Source organism: Enterovibrio paralichthyis, from assembly GCF_019209835.1.
GTDB classification, from domain to species: domain Bacteria; phylum Pseudomonadota; class Gammaproteobacteria; order Enterobacterales; family Vibrionaceae; genus Enterovibrio; species Enterovibrio paralichthyis.
Map to the genome: position 1 here is coordinate 30,736 of NZ_JAHUTS010000014.1, position 21,930 is coordinate 52,665.

Below are 21,930 nucleotides of genomic sequence, written 5' to 3' on the forward strand. Positions count from 1 at the left end.
AGTTTCATCCAGCGCGACCATTTAATCATTTTTTTCGATTTTTTTCGATTTTTTTCGGCGAGAGGTAACACATAAAGATAGGCTAAAGCGAAAATATGGGACCTTTTCGGCCCCTTCTTATTGTTGCCGAAGTGACTACATATTCGTTAACTGAACTTTGTTCATTGCATCTGTCTTGCACTCGGCTTTGTATGCATCTTCAGCAGCGTGACCCGCTTTCTGTGCACCAGTTTCGCCTTTATCAAGGTTAGAGTAATAACCAACGCGATATGCACTTTTTACTTCATCAGAGGCCATGCACTCTTTGTATAGACGGTCGTATGCCTCGACTGCTGTTTCACCATCTTCAGAGCCACCCTTAACTTGACTAGCAACAACTTCCTCAATTCCGATGACCTTATTTAGGTTAATGTTAGTGGTGATAGTTGCAGTATCAGTAATTGAGCCATTATTCGTCATAAATGCCGTATTGTCCGCACAAACAGTAAGATAAATACCTGTCTTATACTCAAATGCAGCACAGCTATTCTGATCGTAACTCTCACTACGCTTTAGTACCATTAGCTCACCAGACTTTTGATGGCGGAATGAAATAAGCTTGTTGTTAGAACCGAGTGATGCTTGTTCAACTATCCCAGTACTCCAACGGAATGTGATATTAGGATTGTTAACTACATAATGAACTTCATTGTTTACAGCATCAAAACCATCGACTACCCACCCCGGTAGATTCTGTCTTACCTTGTTGTAGTGGTCAGATGAGAGCAAATCATGCTCAAAATCTTTCGATGAGTACACAATGCCCTGATCGTAGTATGCGTAGAATTCCCAATCGTTAAACGTTGCGTAAGCATCTGGCATACCGTAGCGTTCTAGCATATTGTTGACTTTGCGGTTGAACTCGCCGTGAATTTCGATACGCTCACGAACCTCTGAGCTACTCACAGAAACCCAACCTTTGCGCTCGAACTCCCCTTGCTGAGCTCCGTGATTAAATGCAGTACAACCACTTAGTAAAGCTACTATCATCATAGCGGCAGCTAATTCAAATTTCATTTTCATTTATATTTCTCAGTTTAAATTCCAACGCTTGTGGGACAGTGATGATTGCTCTTTGAGTTTTTCCAGACGAGAACTCACTCTATATGAGATTCAGTCTGATTGAAGAAAAAAGAACACTCGCAAAGATGTTTGGTACACAGTCTTTTCCCAATGATTCACTACAATCAGAGTTTCTATTCACTTCATACCTTAGGGAGCGGCTAATCATAACTATGGTCAAGATTTATAATCGACTTATATTTCATGTAATTCAAATTATAAATCACCAAGCACCAAATCAAGCTACACACCTATCAAATTTGCTTGATAGAATCCATCACCGTTAACAGTAATGATGAAAAACGACAATTTCTTCATCGAAAAGTGACTTATAATCCGCTTATATTTCTTCTAAATTTTTATCAAAGTGGTGTTGGAAGGCATTCATACATGCCATAACTCGATTAGCCTCAGAAGTATGTTTGAATTAGCATTTCTGGCATATTTGCTTATGTAGCAAGTGACACGGATTTAGTAAGAGAGCCCTGACCTCACTCATCAACAACCTGTTGATAAAATTCATGTTTGGTGAGGTCAACGTAACAAAAGGATGCTTTACTCATACAAGAATATTAGCGGCGTTATAGTATGGGCCAAAGTATGGTTCGCAGTAATTGCTGGACAATATACCGATGAAAGGATTGTTAAAAAGCTTTAAATTGGATTAGATATAGTCAAAAATCCATCTATCTTTTACTGAAGCACCAAAGGGGTCAATCGTTGCCTGATATGTCAAAGCAACTAGAATAGCCCAAACCGTTATAACGATGGCAACACTTCTGCGAAAGGAGAAAATCGACCTAATTTGCTGTCCAGAATCAGTTGGCCACGACAGTTGTAGCAAGTGCATCGCCCACCGCAAGCCCAAGCAGCGCACCTTTTGCCCGCTCAATTTTATATTCTTTTTGTTCGTTCACGTTTTACATCCAATACAAATAGGTTAAGCCAAGTACTCATCACTTATGCAGTCGCATTTTCCCAGTGCACCAGCGTGTCATCACTCACCGTTCCGATCCTCTTGGCTTCTCGAATAAAAACCCGTTGGAGATTCTGGGCCACAGCCTTATTACCAAGCAGGAGGAGACTGCGAATGATGCGTGTAATTCTTAGTTGGTTATGATTTTTGGGCTTAAGCCAGTCGTGGCTTTTTGGGGTAAGCTCATCCCTGACAACAATGTCTTCGCCTCGACGTTCCAAACCGTAGTAGTCCAACATCAAATCGAGCGAGCGTAGATGAACGTTTCGCAATTCATCAGACGCGATGAATGCATCAATGTCTTCCTGCTCTACAAGCAGAGCGTGTTTGTTGAACTTGTGGCCATAATCGATGGGAAATAGCACTTGAATAAACTTGTGGTCGTGTTCTAACCAAAAATGGTTGTAGTTATGGATTTCAGAGATAAAGCGCCCGAACACATCTGGCTCGTTACCATTCATATATGACGCAATCTTGCTCACTGGCTGCTGCCTCTTCTAGGTAGATGAATCAAAGGAATCTTTGGAGGGTTGCCTTCAATACCGGCTAACTGATTCTCACAGTAAGCCTGCTCGAATTCCGCTTTATAGGTTATCTCGAACCAATGCTATTCTGGCGTTTTTAAGCTTGCGATCTGACAGCTATTTGATGGGTAGTTTAGAGGCGCGTTATGTTTCAACTAGCGCGTTAGATCAACCTTTACTCTTGTTCGCACAAGTTTCATTCTGCACAATTATTTGGCCGGTTGCTTTTTCATTGTTTTTGCGTGAAGTAACACTTCAAGGTGAGGTGGCGCATAAAATAGGGGTCACTTTTGACACTTTCGTTTTAGTGCGTTTATTGGGACCAGATTGGGCCCAATCGCATTATTCTGATCGTTAAACGATGCATAAAACGCTTAGAGCAACCAAGCATAGTTAATCTATCCGTCTGTTATATTAACTTTTTTAGTGAGAAGAACCTCGAATCGTCACTTTTAGCATTTAGACACGTTATGCCTTGACATGGTAAGGGTCGGCAGTTCGAGTCTGCCTAGACCCACCAAATTCCAATAAACGCACTATCCCAATAGCGTTTATTCGGGCGATTAGCTCAGTTGGGAGAGCACCTCCCTTACAAGGAGGGGGTCACTGGTTCGAGCCCGGTATCGCCCACCACATTAAAAAGCCTGCTTCCGAGCAGGCTTTTTTGTTTTCAGCGGAAAATTCAAACCGACACAATGACACCCAACATCCTGTCGGTATTCAGAGCTAAATCACCCATAACTTTCCCCCTTACTTTCCGCGCATATATCTCTGGTTATCAGGCTTACAGGCTGAAACGAAGACACAGACGGCTTCGGCACTAAACATGTGACGCCTTATTAGAGTCCAGTTCTAAAGCCACAATTGGGGTGCAAGGCTATCCTTACGTTTTTGCGCTCTTTTACACTTTTCCATTACAGTTTCTGCTTTAAATAACTGCTTACAACTATTCACTTTCAGTTCAAAACCCTGTATTTTACGCGCCTTTCTTTTCCAACTACGCCTAGAATTTTCCCTATGACAATCAAAGATATAGAAATAGTAATCGGGAATTTCACATGGGAAGTGAATTCGAGACAGTTAACACTCGGTAAGAATGATGGCTCTAACCCGGAGTCAAAAAGTACCGTTCTAACACCAAAGCAGTATCAGCTACTAAAGTGCCTTTATGACGCTTACCCTGATACCGTTCAGAATGACCAAATCATTGAGTCCGTTTGGGGTTCAAAACACACTTCTCCAGAAAGTTTGCCTCAACTAATCATAAGAACAAGGCAAGCAATTGGGGATGTAGATAAGAGCATTCTTGTTAACGAGCCTGGCGTTGGTTATTCACTCAACTTTAAGACGTTGGAAACTAAAGAAAAGGAAGAGTCTGTTACTCTTGTGGAAGACGGTGCTCTATCCAATCAAAGAAAAAAGAATAACCACACTTGGTATTTTTTGATTGTCTTGCTTACGGGTATTACCCTTTACAACCTTTGGAATGCTGGCGAAGCGCTATACAATCGATTTGATTTTATAAACGTACATCAACTTGAGCCCTACCCTGACATGGAACAGTCTGAAAACGGTAACGTTAAATTAAAGATTGATAACCATGACTGCGTATATTCAAAAGATAAACTCTTACTTCAGTGCTAATTCAGCTAAAACCAAAATCGTTGCTTGTTTTGTTTTAATCAACATTTTCCTGATTTGTGTTCCAGCGCTTTCCTATGTTAGAGCATTTGGGCAAGTTGAAGCTATTGGGTTCAAGTGGGAAACGTATATTGAACTTAAAGGCGACCAACTGACTTCACGAGTAACTTATTCCGATTTAGACGTTGACGAGTTGGGCATTCAAGTGATTGATTATAGTTACGATTACGATGCAAGCAATTCAAACAAGAATACGTACCTGTCGGTCGGGAATCAGAAATCCCCTATCATTAGACTTAGTCGAGCATACTATCTTGATGATCAGTGCAGCCTGGTATTCAGCGGGCGTTCTGAAATGACATTGTTGAACGTTTCACTACGCTGTTTTTATTAAAAAAAGCCCCGCTCTTTCAAGCGGGGCTTTTGCTTACGTAGGGTGTTTTATTGGATTATTCTTCGATTTCCGCCCAAATCTGGGCGCATTTGACTGCTCGTTTCCAGCCTTTGTAACGTTGGCTGCGTTTCTCTTCGTTGCCGTCTGGTGTGAATGAACGATCAACGACTGCTTTGCCCTGCAACTCATCAATGCCATTCCAGAAACCAACCGCAAGGCCTGCCAAGTACGCTGCACCCAGCGCTGTCACCTCTGTCACTTGTGGGCGGTGAACTTCAGTGTTGAGCAAATCTGCCTGGAACTGCATCAGGAAATTATTGTGCACTGCCCCGCCATCTACACGCAGCGCGCACAGTTCGATGCCAGAATCAGCCTGCATCGCATCCAGTACATCGCGGGTTTGGTAAGCAATACTTTCCAGTGTTGCACGTACAATATGGTTCGCATTCGCACCGCGGGTTAAACCAACGATAGTGCCACGTGCATACGCATCCCAGTAAGGTGCGCCCAAGCCAGTGAATGCCGGAACCACATATACACCGTTGGATGTATCCACTTTCGTCGCGAAGTATTCAGAGTCACGAGCATCTTGAATCAACTTCATTTCATCGCGTAGCCACTGAATTGATGCACCGCCCATAAACACTGAGCCTTCCAGTGCATAAGCCGGTTCGCCTTTCGGGCCACATGCCAGTGTCGTCAACAGGCCGTTACGTGAAGTCACTTTTTCTTTGCCGGTATTCATCAGCAGGAAGCAACCTGTACCATAGGTGTTTTTCGCCTGACCTGCTTCCACACACATTTGACCGAACAACGCTGCTTGCTGATCACCAGCAATACCGGCGATTGGAATACGGGTGCCGCCTTTACCGCCAATGTTAGTTTGGCCGTACACTTCGGATGAGCATTTCACTTCCGGCATCATGCTGGCTGGAATACCCATTTCATCAAGGATTTTGGCATCCCATTTCATGTCGTTGATATTAAAGAGCATGGTGCGTGATGCGTTGGTGTAATCGGTGACGTGTACGCGGCCTTGAGTCATTTTCCAAACCAGCCAGGTATCCACGGTACCGAACAGCAGTTTGCCGGCCTGCGCATCTTCACGTGCGCCTTCCACATTATCCAGAATCCATTTTACTTTGGTGCCAGAGAAGTAAGGGTCAAGCAGAACGCCAGTGTTTTCACGCACATACTCTTCAAGACCACGGGCTTTCAGTTCTTCACAGATTTCCGCTGTACGGCGGCACTGCCATACAATCGCGTTGTATACAGGTTTGCCGGTTTCTTTGTTCCAGACGATGGTGGTTTCACGCTGGTTAGTAATACCAATTGCGGCCACTTCATCACTACGGATGCCCGCTTTAGTCAGTGCTTCTACCAGGGTTGAACTCTGGGTTGCGTAGATTTCCATTGGGTCATGTTCTACCCAACCTGCTTCAGGATAAATCTGAGTAAACTCGCGCTGTGAGCTGCTGACGATATTGGCATTGTGATCCAGAACGACTGCGCGGGAGCTGGTAGTGCCTTGGTCCAGAGCGACGATATATTTTTGATTTGTCATTGTTCTATACCTTTTGTTTTTATTCGTTATTTAGATTTGAGCAGCTTCAGTTGAATCATCACATTGGTTCGGAATGGTGCAACCCGTACCAACGGTTGGCAGGAAGAAGCCAACGGCTTTCGGGTAAACCCAGGCACCAAAACACGCACCGGCGATTGGGCCAAGAATAGGCACGATGAAATATGGAATGTCTTTCGCGCCAGTCAGTGCATGGTCCCAGCCCGCGATAAAGGCGAAGAATTTAGGGCCAAAGTCACGCGCAGGGTTCATTGCAAAACCGGTCAGTGGGCCAAGGGAGCCACCGATCACCGCAATCAAAATACCAATCAGCAATGGGTTCATCGCACCGCGGTGAGCACCGTTGTTCTCATCACCCAGCGCCAGAATGCCAAACATCAGCACGGCAGTAATGGCGAATTCCACCATGGTTGCGCCAAAGAACGACAGAGATGCATGAGGATACGTAGAGAAAATCCCCGCTGTTGCCAATCCTTCTACACTTCCACGTGTAATACCGTTTGCGACTTCGTAGTCGGTAAACAGAGGGCCATAGAGGAAATACACCAAAGCCGCCGCAGAGAAAGCACCCATAACTTGGGACAAAATGTAAGGCGCGACTTTAGACTTATCGAAACCGTGGAATGCGGTCAGGGCGATAGTCACTGCCGGGTTCAGGTGGGCCCCCGACACGCCAGCGGTGCAGTAGATAGCAATCGCCACCCCCAAGCCCCAAACAATACTCACTTCCCATTGGGTAAATTCCGCACCGGTTAGCACTAATGCAGCGACGCATCCCACCCCGAAAAAGATGAGCAGCCCTGTGCCGATAAACTCTGCGATGCACTGACCCAGCAGCGTATGTTGCCGGTTATTAGCCATGATGGCCTCCTACTATGTGTGGTTAAAAAGCGCATTCACCTTTGCGGCCTACAAGCCTCACCTCAAGCGGCAAAGGTCACCCCTCTCTCACCAGTGAGACTCAATATACGCAGAACTGGACAAACCACTACGGGACAAAATCACAACTGAGCGAACGAGCACAAATTTTGAAACGGATGAACGAAAATTTGTTATCTGGCGCAATTTTGATGCCAAATTAGACAGGTAATTTTCGTGACGACAAAGAATAAAGGGAAGTCGTTTACACGTTAACCAGCCGTTAAAACTGGATAAATAGCACTCAATTAGCATTTACGTCGCCTGAACAAGAAAAATCTTTTATCCGTTTTATCTCAACTTTTAATGTTCGTTCGCGCATTTGTGTGAGTGAATTCATATCAAAGCGAAAACAGAGGTGCCACAATAAAACCATCAGTTATATGAGGATTTGGACATGCCACGCTTTGAGACGGATGTCGTTATTATTGGTGGGGGTGCAACAGGCACTTCTATCCTGCGCGATTGTGCGCTTCGTGGAATCAACGCAATTTTGCTGGAACAGGATGACCTCGCCTCTGGCACTACCGGACGGAACCACGGTTTGCTTCATTCCGGAGCCCGCTATGCCGTCACCGACAGCCATTCCGCCAAAGAGTGCATCAAGGAAAACAAAATCCTTAAACGTATTGCTCGACACTGCGTTGAAGAAACCGATGGCCTTTACCTGACCCTGCCGGAAGATGACATCAGCTTTCAGCCAACATTTATTGATGCTTGCCAAAAAGCTGGCATCGATGCTCAGCGTCTGACACGGGAAGAGGCGCTTCGTATTGAACCAAACGCCAACCCTTCCCTACTCGGCGCAGTGCGTGTACCGGATGGCACGCTCGACCCATTCCGTCTTTGCTCCGCAAACATTCTGGATGCCAAAGAACTGGGCGGGAAAGTATTTACCCACACCAGAGTGACTGGCTTGATCCGCGAGCAAGACCGAGTAATTGGTGTGCATTGCTATAACACCCGTCAGCGTCAGGCATTTGAAATTTACGCCCATCAGGTGGTAAACGCCGCAGGCATATGGGGACAGGGCATCGCTGAATACGCCGATTTAAAAATCAAAATGTTCCCAGCCAAAGGCTCATTGCTGATCCTCGATTACCGCATTAACAACGTAGTGCTAAACCGCTGTCGACCACCATCTGACGCCGATATCCTGGTGCCAGGTGACACTATTTCCCTGATTGGCACTACTTCCAAACATATTGATTACTGCGAAATTAATGATTTGCACGTCACCAGCGATGAGGTCGATATTCTGCTGGAAGAAGGTGCGAAGCTCGCCCCGATTATGGCAAACAGCCGTATATTGCGTGCCTACGCGGGTGTGCGTCCTCTGGTTGCAGTTGATGATGACGGCAGTGGCCGCGATATCAGCCGCGGCATTGTCTTATTGGATCACCAGGAGCGCGATGGCCTTGAAGGTTTCGTCACCATCACTGGCGGTAAGCTGATGACCAGCCGATTGATGGCGGAATGGACAACCGATCTGGTTGCCAAAAAGCTCGGAAACAACACGCCTTGCTCCACACATACCCGCTTGTTGCCGGGTGCAGCAACGCCGCCAAAAGCAGCCAAGAAAACAGCCAGCCTCGCCAAACCGGTTTATGAAAGTGCGGTTTACCGCCATGGTGAGCGAGCTGCTGCGTTCCTTGATAACGGGAAAGGCAGTGACACCGTCATTTGTGAATGTGAAATGGTGACGGCGGGCGAAATTAATTACGCCATTCAGACGTTGGATGTCCATAACCTTGTCGATTTACGTCGCCGTACCCGCCTTGGTATGGGTCCTTGTCAGGGTGAACTGTGTGCCTACCGCGCAGCCAGCCTGTTCCAGAAATATTCCGACGCCAATGCCGCTCATCTGCTGGTCGATTTCCTCGAAGAACGCTGGAAAGGCGCAAAACCTATTTTGTGGGGTGATGCGCTGCGCGAATCCGAATACAGCTATTGGATTTATGAAGCATTGATGGGTGGTGACGAGCTGCCGGGAAAGAAAACAACCATAGACACCGATACTCAGGAGAATACCCATGCTGACGTTTGACACCATTGTGATTGGCGGAGGCTTGGCGGGCTACTGCGCTGCAATCAAAAGTGCCCAGAGTGGCCGCAAAACCGCATTGATCAGCCAGGGCGAAGGAAGTTTACATTTTGCTTCCGGCTCCATCGATGTTTTGGCAAAAGACCCAAAAACACAAGCGCCTGTCCGCTACCCATTTGAGGCTATTGCCCAGCTTGCGAAAGCGCACCCTTACCGCAAAAGTCGGCGTTGAAAGTACCCGCGAAGCATTGGAATGGTTCCGTCAATTAATGCATGCGCAGGGGATCCATTTCCACCAGTTGGATGCGTTTCAGAATCATTGGCGTATCACTCCTTTCGGTACGCTCAAAGCCACCTGGATGTCACAGGTTTTCAGCGTATTACTTGATGACAATGCGCCCCACGGGTTCGAGCGCGTCATCGTTGCAGGCATCGACGGTTTCCGTGATTTCCAGGCTGACGTGGCGGCCGAAAACATCGCCCAACTCGAACAGTTTAAAGGTATTCCTGTAAAACCTGTTTCCATCGTATTGCCAGACAACCAAAGCGATGGTATGCGCGCCAAACGCGCAATAGATTATGCCAGGGCGCTACGTGATCCCCTTTTGTATAACGCACTGCGTGACCAGTTGCTCCGCTACGCAACGCCCCGCGATCTAGTGATCTTGCCGTGTGTCTTCGGTAATGGTGACGGACAGGATTACATGGCCCGTCTACAGAAAGAAACCCAGCTGAACTTCCATGAAGTGCCGACCATGCCGCCTTCTCTGCTCGGCATCCGTATTTCAGATGCCTTGCACCGCGCCTTTACCCAGGCAGGTGGAACCTTGCTGAAAGGCGACAGCGTAATTAGCGCAAACATGGAAACGCAAGACGGTGTTTGGCGTGTCGCGGGCATTCACACCCAGAAAATGGGTGACTTCCTGCTCAAAGCATCAGAGTTTGTGCTTGCCAGTGGCAGCTTCTTCAGCCGCGGTTTGATCTCCACTTCAGATCGTATTTTCGAGCCTGTGTTTGGGCTGGATGTCACTGCACCAAACCACCGCGACAACTGGTACAGCGCAAAGTTTTTGGATGCCCATCCCTACATCAGCAGTGGTGTAGTGACCAACGACAACCTCCAGCCCTCCATTCAAGGAGCAGCTGTCTCCAACCTTCGCTGTATTGGGGGTGTGCTGGGTGGATTTGACCCGGTAAAAGAAGGCTCAGGTGGCGGCGTTTCCATCGCAACCGGATTTGCGGCCGCAACAAAACAACAAGAAACAACAGAGACAACGCAAGAGGCAACAGTATGAACACAGCCCAACACACATTGCATGAAACCCGGTTCGAACAATGCCTGAAATGCACCGTTTGTACGGTGTATTGCCCTGTTGCCAAAGCTAACCCACTCTATCCTGGCCCAAAACAATGCGGGCCAGATGGTGAAAGGCTCCGCCTAAAAGACGCCACCTATTACGATGACGCACTGAAAATGTGTACCAACTGCAAGCGCTGTGAAACGGCGTGCCCTTCAGGGGTGAATATTGGTGACATCATTGCTGTTGCGCGCAAAAACCATGAAAAGGCACCAGTCAGCCCCAAACGCCTGCGTGACTATGTGCTCAGCCATACCGATCTTTTCGGCTCTTTGTCTGCCCCGCTCGCCCCTGTGGTCAACACACTCACTGCGATAAAGCCGGTCAAAAAGCTGATGCACCACACAGTAGGCATTGATGAGCACAAATCACTGCCGAAATACAGCCGTACTTCATTCCGTAAATGGTTTGCTTCACAGGAAGAAAGCCAAAAACAATACGCCGAACAAGCGTGCTTCTTCCACGGTTGTTATGTGAACTACAACAACCCGCAGCAAGGCAAAGATCTGGTTAAGGTACTCAACGCCATGGATATAGGCGTTCAATTGCTGGATAAAGAGCGATGCTGTGGCGTGCCATTAATTGCCAATGGCTTCTTCAAAAAAGCCAAGAAAAACGCAGAAATTAATGTCGGGGAGATAAGCCAATTACCTCAAGCCATGCCCGTACTTTCAACGTCTTCGACATGCGCATTTACGTTAAAACAGGAATACCCGCATGTACTCGATGTCGACAACAGCGCGGTAGCCGACCAGATCTATTACGTTAGCCGGTTCCTGCTCAAACGGGTCATGGAAGGCAAAACACTTAAGCTGAAATCGACGCCATTGCGGGTGCTTTACCATACGCCGTGCCATCTTGAACGAAGCGGCAACGTAATTTTCACTTTAGAACTGCTAAAACTTATCCCTGATCTGGAATTGATTGTGTTGGATAGCCAATGCTGTGGCAGCGCAGGCACTTATGGGTTCAAATCAGAAAACTACGACACGTCGATGAAGATTGGACAGTCTCTGTTTGAGCAAATCCGTTCGCAACAGGCTGATTTTATTGTGTCTGACTGCGAGACCTGTAAGTGGCAATTGGATGAAAATACCCAGCTTGAGACCCTTCACCCCATCACCCTGTTAGCAAAAGCGCTGGCAGATTAAACAGCTAAAGTATTGGAAAAGGCCGGCTTAGTCCGGTCATTTCTTATCAAGTCGCCAAAATCACAAAATTCTTGTTCCAAAATTAGGTGGAAAGCACTATTATTCTCCCGTTTTGGGGAGTAGTCATTTCGTCGCGCTGTCGTCATCCCGTAGCTTTCGCTTCCGGCACGCGAGAACACAAATCATTGTGTTCTGACAAGACCAACGCACTTACTTAACTATTGTTTTAAGCTGTGCGGCTGGTCAGGTGATTATCCTCGTCCTGTCACCTCCGCACGCTGGAGGTATCATGTCCTTCGAACTATTTGCTGGCTATAACGGCCTTTTAGTTCTTACCCTTTTGATGCTGGGTATCGACCTGTTGTTGACGCGCGGAAAAATCAGTTTCCGTAGTGCGGCAATTTGGAGTGTATTCTGGTTTTCACTGGCCTTTGTTTTCGCCGGTGCGATTTACTACTTTTGGCCTCAAATGTCACCGCACAGCGGCCTGACAAATGGCGAAGCAGCAACATCATTTATTACCGGTTACTTGCTTGAGAAATCACTGAGCGTAGACAACCTGTTTGTGTTCGCCCTGATCTTTACGCAGTTCAAAGTGCCGGAAAATAACGTTCCACGTATCCTGATGTTGGGTATTGTTGGCGCGCTGGTGCTGCGCGGTATTATGATCTCGCTGGGTGCACCGCTGATTGCCAAGTTCCACATCATCCTGTACGTGTTCGGTTTCTTCCTGATCTGGACAGGCGTTCAAATGTGGCGCCAACACGGTGAAGATAATGAATCATTCTCAGACAGCTTTGCAGTGCGTTTGATCAAGCGCTTCCTGCGCGTGAGCCCGGATTATCATGGCAACAAACTGTTCACCCGTGATTCGATTGGCCTAATGGCAACACCAATGCTGGTCGTGGTGATGGTGATCGCGATGACAGACGTGATGTTCGCGCTGGACTCAATCCCGGCTATTTTCGCGGTAACACAGGAACCATACCTGGTACTGGCTGCTAACGTGTTTGCCCTGCTGGGTCTGCGTTCTCTGTACTTCGTGCTGGGCGGTATGCTGAACAAGTTTGCTTACCTACACCACACACTGGCGTTCATGCTTTGCTTTATCGGTGTGAAGATGCTGCTCATTGATACCCCGTTCGCCATTGCGACGCCGGTTTCTTTAGGTGTGATTGTCAGCTCACTGGCTATTGGTATCGCCGCTTCAGTATGGAAGCAGCGCCAGCTTGAAAAAGCGCCTCTGTAACGAACAAAAGAAAAGGCACCTTGCGTGCCTTTTCTCTTTTCTCTTTTCTCTTTTCTGAATATCTTGCCTGCCGCGTTAGAGATTGCCGAGATACACGCCGAGTAAACCGCAACTGATCCCCGCCAATGTGCTGGCAAATGTCCCCAACATGACATATTCGGTAAACATCCTGCTGCCGTGATCTTTCAGGTCACCAAAGCGGAATACCGATTTTGCCGCCAACACCAGCGCTACGCCCGGCAATTGTCCCCACAACACAAAGGTCACCATCAGGGTTCGTTCGAAATAGCCAATATAGGTTCCCGCTTCTTTCAGCGGCCGGTTGCGGCCTGTGTCTTCTGTTTCAGAAAGCTCATCAGTCCAGTTTTTCAGCAACAGGGAAATCGCGGTTGATGAAGGCTTCAATGCAAGCAAATAAGCCAGCCCCCAACACAGCAACAGTTGTCCATTCAGGTTATCAAGCACAAGCCAGGCATGCTCCCGAGCATCTTGCCCTACCACCAGCAACACCAAAACAGTAATACAGGCAAGATGTATCAACTGCTTAAACAATAACCCTTTCAGAGACGCTGCCAACGGGGCCAGCAAGCCGGTCAGTATCCCGTATTGCAGCATCAGCGCACCTGTCGCCAATGTAGTGATCAGAAGAGGAATGCCGGATATTGCCAGTGCCGCGAATGTCACCACCAGCTGGAAGGCCAATGCCAGCACAAGCGGTGATTTCTTATCCGCAAATTGAGGTGCTAAATAAAACTCAGTGACGACATGAACGACCACGAGCACCAGTAAAAGGGTTACCACCAAAACTATGACTCCTGATATCGCTTGATTCGGTAGACGTACCATTTAAGCGCATCATCAACGCGCCCGTAGTTTGCGCGGTTGATGACCCGAGTGAACGCACTTCGGCTGATCCCTAGCTTTTCTGCCAACGCAGCATGTTGCAAGCTCGGATTGTCCATCCAGAGCACCAGCGCCTGCGCCATTTTGGCCGTCACCTGGCTGATCTGGTCATCCAGAAAACCGACCATCATGCCAACATCACCGCTGAAACTTTCTTCGTCTGCCGCAAAGGCAAAGCGTTGACTTTTCATGCCGTCGAGCAAGCGTCCGGAGAGCGTAAATGCCTCAGAATTGTTGGCTATACGCACCGGCAACTCGCGATCTTCTGCTTCTGCTACAGCCATCGACAGGCGGGCATCCAAACCCAGTTCGATCAAAGACAGTCTCAGCTTCAATGCCATGAAAAGCAGCTTTTCCGGTGACGTGGTGTACAACTGAAAAGCATCGCCGCGGTAGATTTCCCCGCTGCTATCACCAGTAAAGGCCGCAAAACATTGTTGTACCGCTTCAAGACCTTCCCGCCGGGCCGACTCAGTGACCTCGGTCGAGCCCACTAAATCGCCTGTTATTACCCCTGCATAGTTCTTTTTCACACGCACCTCAGTTACGCATATATGTAACAAATTAAATTGTTACCCAATAACGTAACCTTGTCAAAAGTTACTCAATAACGTAACCAGGATACATGTTACGCCATTTCATCACTTGCAGGCTCTTTCGCTTCTACTTCCAGGCTGTCATAAAGCGCCTGAAAACTCTCTGCGAGCTTGTGTTTAGGGGCAAAGTGCACCAGCGGTTTCTGGTGATAATGAGATTCCTTCATCTTCACAGATTGGGGAATAAAAGGCTCCAACAGAGGTAAACCCAAATCCCTGACGTTCTCGATGATCTGTGCCGGGAATTTTGCCTGCGCGTTGAACATGTTCACCACCACCCCTTCAAGTTTCAGGTTGCGGTTGTGATCGTCACGAAGCTCAGCAAGGTTATCCATCAATGTCAGCAGGGCTTGATGAGAAAAACTGTCACAGTCGAACGGGATCAACAGTTTATGCGCTGCTATCAGCCCCGCTTTACTGTAGAAATTGAGATTGGGCGGCGTGTCGATATAAATCCGCTCATATTCAGATTCAAGTTCATCCAACGCATCACGCAGCTTATAGATTTTGTAACGACGCTCAAACTCGGGTTCTAACGCAGCGAGTCGTGGGCTTGAGGGAATGATGTCGAGATTCTTGTAAGCTGTGGCTTGGGGAAACTGCTTGATAGGTGTAGAAGTCGAAAACCAGGATACTGTCTGGTCGAGCAGGTCTGCCACGGTACGGTCATTTTTAGCGTTGATATCTACACCGAGGTAGTGACTGCTGTTGCCCTGTATATCCAAATCAATCAGCAGCGTCTTCTTTCCGCTCGCAGCACTTAACGCAGCCAGATTAACCGTAATACTGGATTTACCGACCCCACCCTTCTGATTGAAAATTATGCGTCGCATTTTCCGCCTTCCATTGTCTGAAAAAAGGATTTGAAAAAGCACGACTACAAACTGTGCAAACTAATAGGCGATGGTAACAGTCTGAAAAGACCAATACATGAAGATGGATCCCGATTACCTCTGCCAGAAACAAAAAACGCCCGCAAAGCAGGCGTTTCAAAGCAATGTATGGATTAAGATTTTCCAAGCATACGGGTCAACGTATTATCTTTCATCAACACGTGGTGTTTAATGGCGCCCAACACATGAAGCAAGATAGCCGCAATCATGATCTTCGCCAGCACGCCGTGGGTCGCGCCGCCTAATTGACCCAGCCATTCGATTTTTTCACCGGCAGCAATCAGGTTAATACCAAACACATCCAGACCACGACCGCCACCAACCGACATCATAATGCCGGAGACTGGCATTAAAACGGTCGCCAACAGTAACAGGTGATGAATGCCTTTCGCCATTTTCTCCTGCCAACCTGATGCATCGCCGATAGCCGGAATTGGCCCCTCTTTAACTCGCCATACAATTCTCAGCGACGCCAGCATCAGCACAACGACTCCGAACGATTTATGAAGTCCCATCAGTTCTCCCTTCTCGGGACTTCTCGGCAAATCTTCCAGATAAAGGCCGAAAGCAAGCATTCCAATGATCGCAATAGCGACAATCCAGTGGAACGCAATGGTAGGCTTGGATAAAGCCGAGGGCGTACTCATTTATTGAACTCTCCATTTCAATTTAAGATGCTCAACAATTGTGCGCTCACTTTGATTTGCAAACAACCAACCTAATGTAAAGTAGCGTAAAACTCGTCCATTCAAACCTAATTACAACTATGTGCAAATGTGAGAGACACAACCGATACCGAACGCGGTCTGATTTGCCATACTTGCAGTCTTAACCTGAAAGATGATGGAGACGCTTTCATGAAGTCCCGCTTTGCCAACCTTTTCGTTTTGCCCATTTTACTGTTCACATTACTCGTTGCGCCCCCATTGTCCGCATCCACGGAAACCGCCCCATCGGCTGCGCCTGCTGCTTCAAGTGCTTTCGAGCAATGGAAAGCCCAGGTAAACACCCTTCACAAGGAGCTGGAAGATCTAGCTGCCTTACAGAACAGTGCCAGCGGTGAAGATAAGCTGGCATTGCAACTGCAAATGTTCCAGAAAAATGCGGAACTCCGGAGTTTGTTAGCAGCTGGCGTGAAAAATAGCGACTATGACCGAGCCTATTTGATAGAGCTGGTCAAACAGCAGCAACAGTATGACAACCAGGGAATGAAGTACCTGTCCGAGCGTTCAACACAGCTTTCAGAAGAGCTAAGTAACGCCAACAGCGAAGACAAGTTCGCTATCCTCGGTGATTACGAAGAGTCGAGAAAATATCTCGACAGTATGTATCAGGAACAGTCGCAAAATATCGTTTGGCTAAAAGCGCTTGATGCCCTCCCACCTAAAGCCGAGGAAGCCTTTAAGAAAGACGTCGATCGCCGCATTGAACAACTGGGCGCCAATGTTGAATACCTTCGCCAGCAACTCAGCGCCGATGCCGCACAACTGAAAGTTGCACCAGAATCTGAAAAAGCCTCTATTCAGTTAAGGCAATTGATCACCCAACGCAGAATGGCAATCACGACTGAAAGCCTGTCAGTGATGATCGAACTGGCTGACGGTGTCGGCATTGAAACTGCAGAGTACAAACGCCTTTATTTCGAGGTTACCGGCAGCGTTACTCAGGATCTCCTCCGAGGCGACGTACTGCTTTCCATTGTTAAAACCTGGTCGTCCAAATTTTGGAACTGGCTGGTTGAAAACGCCCCCCAGCATATTTTCCAATTGCTGGTGTTTTTGGTCATTCTGTTTATTGCACGACAAATCGCCAACCTGACCCGAAAAGTCGTGAAAAGAGCCGTTGCAGCCAAGAACCTAAAGTTCTCGCAGCTCATGCAGGACTTCTTTATCTCCATGTCCGGTAAGGCTGTCTGGTTTATCGGTATCCTTATCGCGCTTTCGCAAATTGGCCTGAACCTGACGCCAATCCTGACAGGTTTCGGTATCGCTGGTGTGATTGTCGGTTTCGCGTTGCAAGACACACTCTCCAACTTCGCAGCGGGTATGATGCTTCTGATCTACCGCCCCTTTGACGTTGGCGATTACGTTGCAGCCGGCGGCGTAGAAGGCAAGGTCAGCCATATGAGTCTGGTGAACACCACCATCAAAACCTTCGACAACCAGATTATTATTGTGCCAAACAGCAAAATCTGGGGCGACGTGATTAAGAACGTGACTCACGAGCGTGTGCGCCGCGTTGATATGGTTTTTGGTGTGAGTTACAGCGACGATGTACTGTTTGTCGAAAAAATTCTGACGGACATCGTCACCAATCACCCTTCAGTACTTCGCTCGCCAGAGCCGATCATTAAAGTTCACGTACTGAACAGTTCTTCGGTCGACTTTATTGTGCGTCCTTGGGTTAAAACCGATGATTACTGGGATGTTTACTGGGATGTCACCAAAGAAGTGAAAATCCGCTTTGACAAAGAAGGCATCTCTATTCCGTTTCCTCAACAGGATGTCCACCTGCATATGGCATCGGGGCAATTGCCGCCTGCGCCGGAAAAAGACGCATAAAAAAAGAGAGGGAGGCACTCGCCTCCCTCTCCGTTGTTGTTTGGGTTTATTTGGCTTTACCGAACAATCCCATAAACCATTTTTGAATTAACACCAGGCTATAGAACGGGTTGGTTGAGGTGTTGTACTCTTCCAGTGCATAAACATAATTGGATTTGTACTTTTCAACGGCTTCTTCTGCATTTTCCGCGTAAATAGAATCATCCTCGACCTCAAAACCCTGCTCCAACAAGCTTTCTTTTTCAGCGAGGAAGGTTTCAGATGCCATATCTAGAAATGTAAATTGTTTGCGGTTTGAATCCGGCATCGTGAAAAATTGATATTTGTTTGTCATAAGCACTCCATTGAAATTCCGTTCCAGCAGAATTCAAACAACCCGTCTAATAAACGTCTAAATGACGAAACTTGAGTAGTCTGAAGCCCATCCATAAGACTTACTCAACAACATATCACGCCCTCAAAAGCCGGCAGCAAAAACAGCACTGATGGATAGCTCAACACCCTGACATTTAGGTACAAATCACCAAAAATTGCAGTTTGGTAACCTGTTACACTAACCAGAATTACTTATCGGCAGGATGGTTAACCCCATCATTGGTGACCACCTCACCTAAATCGAACGGGTTTACGCCCTCAAGACAACCGACGTTAAATCCATACTCTGAGGGGTCAGAACGACGCTGGTGATGGGTATAGATGCCGCATTCCGAACAGAAAAAGTGCTTCGCGGTTTTGGTGTTGAATTGGTACAGCTTTAACAGTTCTTGCCCTTTCACAATGTGGATGCCATCAAGTTTGACCGACGCCACAATCGCCCCTTTACGTCGGCAGATTGAGCAGTCGCAACGACGTGGCTTTTCTATCCCATTGGGTAAAGACAATTCCATTTCCACACCACCACAATGACAGGTGAGTTTGTGCTTTTCTTTAATCTCTGTTTCGCCAACTTGTTTGATCATTCTGTTCTACTTCCTTGTTAAACATTTTTAGCTGATGAAAACCAGTGCGTGTTTTCATTACTTAACACTGTTTACTTTAAATATCATTCAATGTCTCGATTACAGCACACACATGACGACTGCTTTAATGTTGTTAACTCTGCCAGCTTTGCAATATTTTGCTAAAATACTTTCAATTCACCACTATTTATATTCATGGAGTTTCATGTCTCAACCCTTACCGAAGAACCGCACTGAGTGGCTGATATTCTTTCGTCGCGCAAAGACTGTCGACACGTTGGATTTAATGTTGGATGGTGCGTTGAAAAAACTAAAAACGCCTGCAGAACAGGCGGATGCAATTTTAGGCCATGAGGCCAGATTGGATGAACTGGAAGGTTCCCGCTAATTTAGCGAGCTCGAAGCAAACTTTCATTCAATTCCCTGCCATATGATCATGCAGACTGATTAAAGTTTCCGACATCTTGATTGTTGTCAGGTTGCGGCGTGGTGTCAGGTTCGGCTGGCAAATCAGATTCCGGCGCTTTTTCTTTAGGCTTCATGTACTCCTCGGCTTTCTTTTCGGCCTCATCCACCAATTCACCGCCTTTCTCTTTGCCTTTTTCCCAAAGTTCAGCGCTTTTCTCTTTGGCGCTGTCCCAAAGATCGCCCCCTTCCTTTTCCGCATCTTTCATCAGCTTTTCGCTTTTTTCTTTGGTCGCGTCCCAGGCGTTTTTACCGGCTTCCTTAGCTGACTTCCAAGCCTCGCCAGCAGACTCTTTTGCTTTGTCCCAGCTGTTATCTTCTTCGGTCGCCAATGCTGGCGCGGTAAGCATTAGTGAAACCAATATGGGCATGATCAGCTTCATCATTTCATTCCTTTTAAACAACGCTGTGTGCGTTTCAGTCTAACAATTCCATATCCAAAACACGTTAGCAAAATGTATCAAACTGCTTCCGGGCTTTGCCATAGAGACAAAAAACCTTCTGTAAAGGTCACTCTACCAAAAATAAAAAACAGCGTTCAATAGCAGACCAAAAAATAAGCCCACCTATTGGTGGACTAGTTAGGGTCTCTTTTCTGGGGGCCGTCATAGGTCCACAACAAATCACGCGGAATGGGGCCTTTGTTGCGGCCCCCCTGTTGTGTCTGCTCCCAGGCGTGGGCGAGGATACCAACCGAACGTGAAAGGCAAAACAATCCCCGTGACAGCTCAGCAGGAACACCAAGCTCTGCATAAATAACGGCTGTCGCGCCATCAATGTTCATGGGAATAGATTTTCCCTTGTCCTTAAAAAGCTGCTTTTCAACCTGCTGCGCAATTGCCAGATAGCGCCCTTCGACAATGCCTTCGCCAACTGCATTTTCAACCAATTCCATCAAGCGCGGCGCACGCGGATCGACTGGATGGAAGCGGTGACCAAAACCCGGGATAAATTTGCCGAAATGCTCCCGTTGGCATGCCAATCCCTTTTGGGTTGCCGCGGCAACGTCAAGCTGCTCATCCTGCATGATGTTATAAATCATCCGGTAAAGCGAAACGGCTTGTTCACCGGCTCCACCATGTACATCACCCAATACGTTAACCGCTGAGGCCATCGCATTGTTAAGCCCAACACCGCAGGTCGACGCCATCCGTGCTATGGCGATACTTGGTGCCTGAGGGCCATGGTCGACGGCAGACATCAAGGCCGCATCCAATAACTTTGCCTTATCAGGGGAAGGAAGCTCGCCTTGCACCATCAGCCAGACCATTTGGGTGAAACTGACATTGCCAATCAAGGATTCAATCGGGTAGCCAAAATAGCTGATCTCTCCGGGCTTCATATCTATGATTTCAGTGCGCCACCAATCAGCGACTGCTTTTTCTGGCCCTGAATCCGGGCGATGAATAGTCATATCACACCTCGCTCTGCCAGTTGTTCGATATCAGCATGGCTGTAACCAAGGTCATGAAGAATGGCTTTGGAATCTGCACCCAGTGCAGGCGGAGGACAACCCACTTCCGGGCGTTTTCCGTCGACCAGAAATCCCGGACGGGCAACATGTACCGGTTGCTCAACGCCGTCTACATCATCAAATACTGCTTCAAACTCCCTCTGCTTAACCTGCGGAAGATCCAGCGCTTCAGGTACCGACATCACGCGACCGGCAGGCACTCCGTGTTGATTCAGCACAGTTTCCCAATGTTCAGCAGGATGAGAGGCAAAAGCCGCTTCAAGAATCTCCGTCAGCGCTTTACGGTTTTGCAACCGAGCCTGTCTTTCTGAAAAGCGAACGTCGGTTTTAAGCTCAGGCTTTCCTATCACCTCGCAAACCGATTCAAACTGCTCCTGCTTGTTTGCTGCGATGTTAATAAGGCCTTCGCCAGTTTTGAATGCGCCGGATGGGCTGGCCGTAAAGTTATCATTCCCCATCGGTACCGGTGTTTTCCCGGCAATCAGATAATTGGAAACTACCCAACCCATGGTGGCGAGCGTCGACTCAAGCATAGAGACATCGATAAAACAGCCTTCACCGCTTTGTGAACGACCTGCCAACGCCGTAGAAATGGCAAACGCTGCCGTCATGCCACCCAGCGTATCGGCGATGGGATAGCCCACCCTCAGCGGCGCACTTTCTTCGCTGCCGGTAATCGACATCACACCCGACATGCCCTGGATGATCTGGTCATACGCGGGCAGGTTTTTCATTGGCCCCTCTGCGCCATACCCCGAAATCGCGCAGTAAATCAGCGCCGGGTTTTCCGCTTTCAGTACGTCATAATCCAGCCCTAGCCGCTTCATCACTCCTGGCCTGAAATTTTCCACCAGCACATCCGCGGTTTTTACCAGTGCTTTAAGCACGGCTTTGCCTTCCGGGTCTTTCAGGTTCAAAGTCATTGAGCGCTTACCGGTATTTTGTGCCAGGAAGGAAACACCGATTTTCCGGGCATTCAGTTCTGGATCTGCGCCTAACTGACGAGCCAAATCCCCACTACCGGGAACTTCCACTTTAATGACGTCAGCCCCCATGTGCGCCAGTTGGTGGCAGGCAAATGGGCCTGCCAATACATTGGTTAAATCAAGTACGCGAAATTTAGACAACATCCTACTCATTC

General features: G+C 47.7%; 21 protein-coding genes and 1 tRNA gene. 9 read left to right on the plus strand and 13 right to left on the minus strand.

The window, feature by feature from the left end:
- Positions 1-135: 135 nt before the first annotated feature.
- Positions 136-1,062, minus strand: coding sequence for a hypothetical protein (locus KU854_RS15970; protein ID WP_218359435.1), 927 nt, complete (start codon positions 1,060-1,062; stop codon positions 136-138).
- 999 nt (positions 1,063-2,061) lie between these two features.
- Positions 2,062-2,559, minus strand: coding sequence for an opioid growth factor receptor-related protein (locus KU854_RS15975; protein ID WP_218359436.1), 498 nt, complete (start codon positions 2,557-2,559; stop codon positions 2,062-2,064).
- A gap of 599 nt (positions 2,560-3,158) precedes the next feature.
- On the opposite strand from KU854_RS15975, the gene KU854_RS15980 reads away from it, so the two are divergent.
- Positions 3,159-3,234, plus strand: a tRNA-Val gene (locus tag KU854_RS15980).
- A gap of 384 nt (positions 3,235-3,618) precedes the next feature.
- Positions 3,619-4,245, plus strand: coding sequence for a winged helix-turn-helix domain-containing protein (locus tag KU854_RS15985; protein ID WP_218359437.1), 627 nt, complete (start codon positions 3,619-3,621; stop codon positions 4,243-4,245).
- A 446-nt stretch (positions 4,246-4,691) separates the two neighbouring features.
- On the opposite strand, the gene glpK is transcribed toward KU854_RS15985, so the two are convergent.
- Both glpK and KU854_RS15995 read right to left on the minus strand, forming a co-directional pair.
- Positions 4,692-6,200, minus strand: coding sequence for a glycerol kinase GlpK (glpK, locus tag KU854_RS15990; protein WP_218359438.1), 1,509 nt, complete (start codon positions 6,198-6,200; stop codon positions 4,692-4,694).
- 30 nt (positions 6,201-6,230) lie between these two features.
- Positions 6,231-7,079, minus strand: coding sequence for an MIP/aquaporin family protein (locus KU854_RS15995; protein ID WP_218359439.1), 849 nt, complete (start codon positions 7,077-7,079; stop codon positions 6,231-6,233).
- 454 nt (positions 7,080-7,533) lie between these two features.
- Between KU854_RS15995 and glpA the strand changes: the two genes are divergently transcribed.
- From glpA to KU854_RS16020, 5 genes are all read left to right on the plus strand, one after another.
- Positions 7,534-9,183, plus strand: coding sequence for an anaerobic glycerol-3-phosphate dehydrogenase subunit A (gene glpA, locus KU854_RS16000; protein ID WP_218359440.1), 1,650 nt, complete (start codon positions 7,534-7,536; stop codon positions 9,181-9,183).
- Positions 9,170-9,412 (plus strand): FAD-binding protein, encoded by a 243-nt coding sequence (locus tag KU854_RS16005; RefSeq protein WP_218359441.1) that lies wholly within the window; start codon positions 9,170-9,172, stop codon positions 9,410-9,412. Before glpA ends, KU854_RS16005 begins: the two co-directional genes overlap by 14 nt.
- A complete protein-coding gene (gene glpB, locus KU854_RS16010) occupies positions 9,375-10,475 on the plus strand; it encodes a glycerol-3-phosphate dehydrogenase subunit GlpB (protein ID WP_218359442.1) in 1,101 nt (366 codons plus the stop codon). The genes KU854_RS16005 and glpB overlap by 38 nt, the downstream gene beginning before the upstream one ends.
- Positions 10,472-11,689: an anaerobic glycerol-3-phosphate dehydrogenase subunit GlpC gene (gene glpC, locus KU854_RS16015; protein ID WP_218359443.1), complete on the plus strand. Its 1,218-nt coding sequence runs from the start codon at positions 10,472-10,474 to the stop codon at positions 11,687-11,689. The genes glpB and glpC overlap by 4 nt, the downstream gene beginning before the upstream one ends.
- Positions 11,690-11,978: 289 nt before the next feature.
- Positions 11,979-12,938: a TerC/Alx family metal homeostasis membrane protein gene (locus tag KU854_RS16020; protein WP_255555599.1), complete on the plus strand. Its 960-nt coding sequence runs from the start codon at positions 11,979-11,981 to the stop codon at positions 12,936-12,938.
- A 75-nt stretch (positions 12,939-13,013) separates the two neighbouring features.
- On the opposite strand, the gene KU854_RS16025 is transcribed toward KU854_RS16020, so the two are convergent.
- The 4 genes from KU854_RS16025 to KU854_RS16040 form a co-directional block, all read right to left on the minus strand.
- On the minus strand, positions 13,014-13,739 hold the full coding sequence (locus tag KU854_RS16025) for a DUF3307 domain-containing protein (RefSeq protein WP_336245260.1): 726 nt from the start codon (positions 13,737-13,739) through the stop codon (positions 13,014-13,016).
- A 5-nt stretch (positions 13,740-13,744) separates the two neighbouring features.
- Positions 13,745-14,374 (minus strand): winged helix-turn-helix domain-containing protein, encoded by a 630-nt coding sequence (locus KU854_RS16030; RefSeq protein WP_218359445.1) that lies wholly within the window; start codon positions 14,372-14,374, stop codon positions 13,745-13,747.
- A 95-nt stretch (positions 14,375-14,469) separates the two neighbouring features.
- Positions 14,470-15,270: a ParA family protein gene (locus tag KU854_RS16035; RefSeq protein ID WP_218359446.1), complete on the minus strand. Its 801-nt coding sequence runs from the start codon at positions 15,268-15,270 to the stop codon at positions 14,470-14,472.
- Between the two features lie 173 nt (positions 15,271-15,443).
- On the minus strand, positions 15,444-15,977 hold the full coding sequence (locus tag KU854_RS16040) for a cytochrome b (RefSeq protein WP_218359447.1): 534 nt from the start codon (positions 15,975-15,977) through the stop codon (positions 15,444-15,446).
- A gap of 210 nt (positions 15,978-16,187) precedes the next feature.
- Here KU854_RS16040 and KU854_RS16045 point away from each other — a divergent pair, with 210 nt between their 5' ends.
- Complete coding sequence (locus KU854_RS16045; RefSeq protein WP_218359448.1) at positions 16,188-17,891, plus strand: mechanosensitive ion channel family protein; 1,704 nt, start codon at positions 16,188-16,190, stop codon at positions 17,889-17,891.
- A 46-nt stretch (positions 17,892-17,937) separates the two neighbouring features.
- Here the strand turns inward: KU854_RS16045 and KU854_RS16050 are convergent, their stop codons facing one another.
- Positions 17,938-18,225 carry a response regulator gene (locus KU854_RS16050; protein WP_218359449.1) on the minus strand — a complete coding sequence of 96 codons (288 nt, stop codon included), beginning with the start codon at positions 18,223-18,225 and terminating at the stop codon, positions 17,938-17,940.
- Between the two features lie 229 nt (positions 18,226-18,454).
- On the minus strand, positions 18,455-18,850 hold the full coding sequence (locus tag KU854_RS16055) for a GFA family protein (protein WP_054778321.1): 396 nt from the start codon (positions 18,848-18,850) through the stop codon (positions 18,455-18,457).
- 205 nt (positions 18,851-19,055) lie between these two features.
- Between KU854_RS16055 and KU854_RS16060 the strand changes: the two genes are divergently transcribed.
- Complete coding sequence (locus KU854_RS16060) at positions 19,056-19,238, plus strand: hypothetical protein (RefSeq protein WP_054778320.1); 183 nt, start codon at positions 19,056-19,058, stop codon at positions 19,236-19,238.
- Positions 19,239-19,284: 46 nt separating this feature from the next.
- Here the strand turns inward: KU854_RS16060 and KU854_RS16065 are convergent, their stop codons facing one another.
- The 3 genes from KU854_RS16065 to KU854_RS16075 all read right to left on the minus strand — a co-directional run bounded on the left by KU854_RS16065 (position 19,285) and on the right by KU854_RS16075 (position 21,928).
- On the minus strand, positions 19,285-19,701 hold the full coding sequence (locus tag KU854_RS16065) for a hypothetical protein (RefSeq protein WP_255555600.1): 417 nt from the start codon (positions 19,699-19,701) through the stop codon (positions 19,285-19,287).
- A 191-nt stretch (positions 19,702-19,892) separates the two neighbouring features.
- Positions 19,893-20,729, minus strand: a complete 837-nt coding sequence (locus tag KU854_RS16070; RefSeq protein WP_218359450.1) for a citryl-CoA lyase — start codon at positions 20,727-20,729, stop codon at positions 19,893-19,895.
- Positions 20,726-21,928, minus strand: a complete 1,203-nt coding sequence (locus KU854_RS16075; protein WP_218359451.1) for a CaiB/BaiF CoA transferase family protein — start codon at positions 21,926-21,928, stop codon at positions 20,726-20,728. The genes KU854_RS16070 and KU854_RS16075 overlap by 4 nt, the downstream gene beginning before the upstream one ends.
- Between the last annotated feature and the right edge of the window lie 2 nt (positions 21,929-21,930).

What these genes read in the sequence shown, in the direction of transcription:
- KU854_RS16040 (WP_218359447.1), bottom strand. Translation starts at nt 15,977, where the DNA reads ATGAGTACGCCCTCGGCTTTATCCAAGCCTACCATTGCGTTCCACTGG.
- KU854_RS16035 (WP_218359446.1), bottom strand. Translation starts at nt 15,270, where the DNA reads ATGCGACGCATAATTTTCAATCAGAAGGGTGGGGTCGGTAAATCCAGT.
- KU854_RS16050 (WP_218359449.1), bottom strand. Translation starts at nt 18,225, where the DNA reads ATGACAAACAAATATCAATTTTTCACGATGCCGGATTCAAACCGCAAA.
- glpA (WP_218359440.1), top strand. Translation starts at nt 7,534, where the DNA reads ATGCCACGCTTTGAGACGGATGTCGTTATTATTGGTGGGGGTGCAACA.
- KU854_RS15970 (WP_218359435.1), bottom strand. Translation starts at nt 1,062, where the DNA reads ATGAAAATGAAATTTGAATTAGCTGCCGCTATGATGATAGTAGCTTTA.
- KU854_RS16020 (WP_255555599.1), top strand. Translation starts at nt 11,979, where the DNA reads ATGTCCTTCGAACTATTTGCTGGCTATAACGGCCTTTTAGTTCTTACC.
- KU854_RS16055 (WP_054778321.1), bottom strand. Translation starts at nt 18,850, where the DNA reads ATGATCAAACAAGTTGGCGAAACAGAGATTAAAGAAAAGCACAAACTC.
- glpK (WP_218359438.1), bottom strand. Translation starts at nt 6,200, where the DNA reads ATGACAAATCAAAAATATATCGTCGCTCTGGACCAAGGCACTACCAGC.
- glpC (WP_218359443.1), top strand. Translation starts at nt 10,472, where the DNA reads ATGAACACAGCCCAACACACATTGCATGAAACCCGGTTCGAACAATGC.
- KU854_RS16060 (WP_054778320.1), top strand. Translation starts at nt 19,056, where the DNA reads ATGTCTCAACCCTTACCGAAGAACCGCACTGAGTGGCTGATATTCTTT.
- KU854_RS15995 (WP_218359439.1), bottom strand. Translation starts at nt 7,079, where the DNA reads ATGGCTAATAACCGGCAACATACGCTGCTGGGTCAGTGCATCGCAGAG.
- KU854_RS16075 (WP_218359451.1), bottom strand. Translation starts at nt 21,928, where the DNA reads ATGAGTAGGATGTTGTCTAAATTTCGCGTACTTGATTTAACCAATGTA.
- KU854_RS16005 (WP_218359441.1), top strand. Translation starts at nt 9,170, where the DNA reads ATGCTGACGTTTGACACCATTGTGATTGGCGGAGGCTTGGCGGGCTAC.
- KU854_RS16065 (WP_255555600.1), bottom strand. Translation starts at nt 19,701, where the DNA reads ATGATGAAGCTGATCATGCCCATATTGGTTTCACTAATGCTTACCGCG.
- KU854_RS16070 (WP_218359450.1), bottom strand. Translation starts at nt 20,729, where the DNA reads ATGACTATTCATCGCCCGGATTCAGGGCCAGAAAAAGCAGTCGCTGAT.
- KU854_RS16045 (WP_218359448.1), top strand. Translation starts at nt 16,188, where the DNA reads ATGAAGTCCCGCTTTGCCAACCTTTTCGTTTTGCCCATTTTACTGTTC.
- KU854_RS15985 (WP_218359437.1), top strand. Translation starts at nt 3,619, where the DNA reads ATGACAATCAAAGATATAGAAATAGTAATCGGGAATTTCACATGGGAA.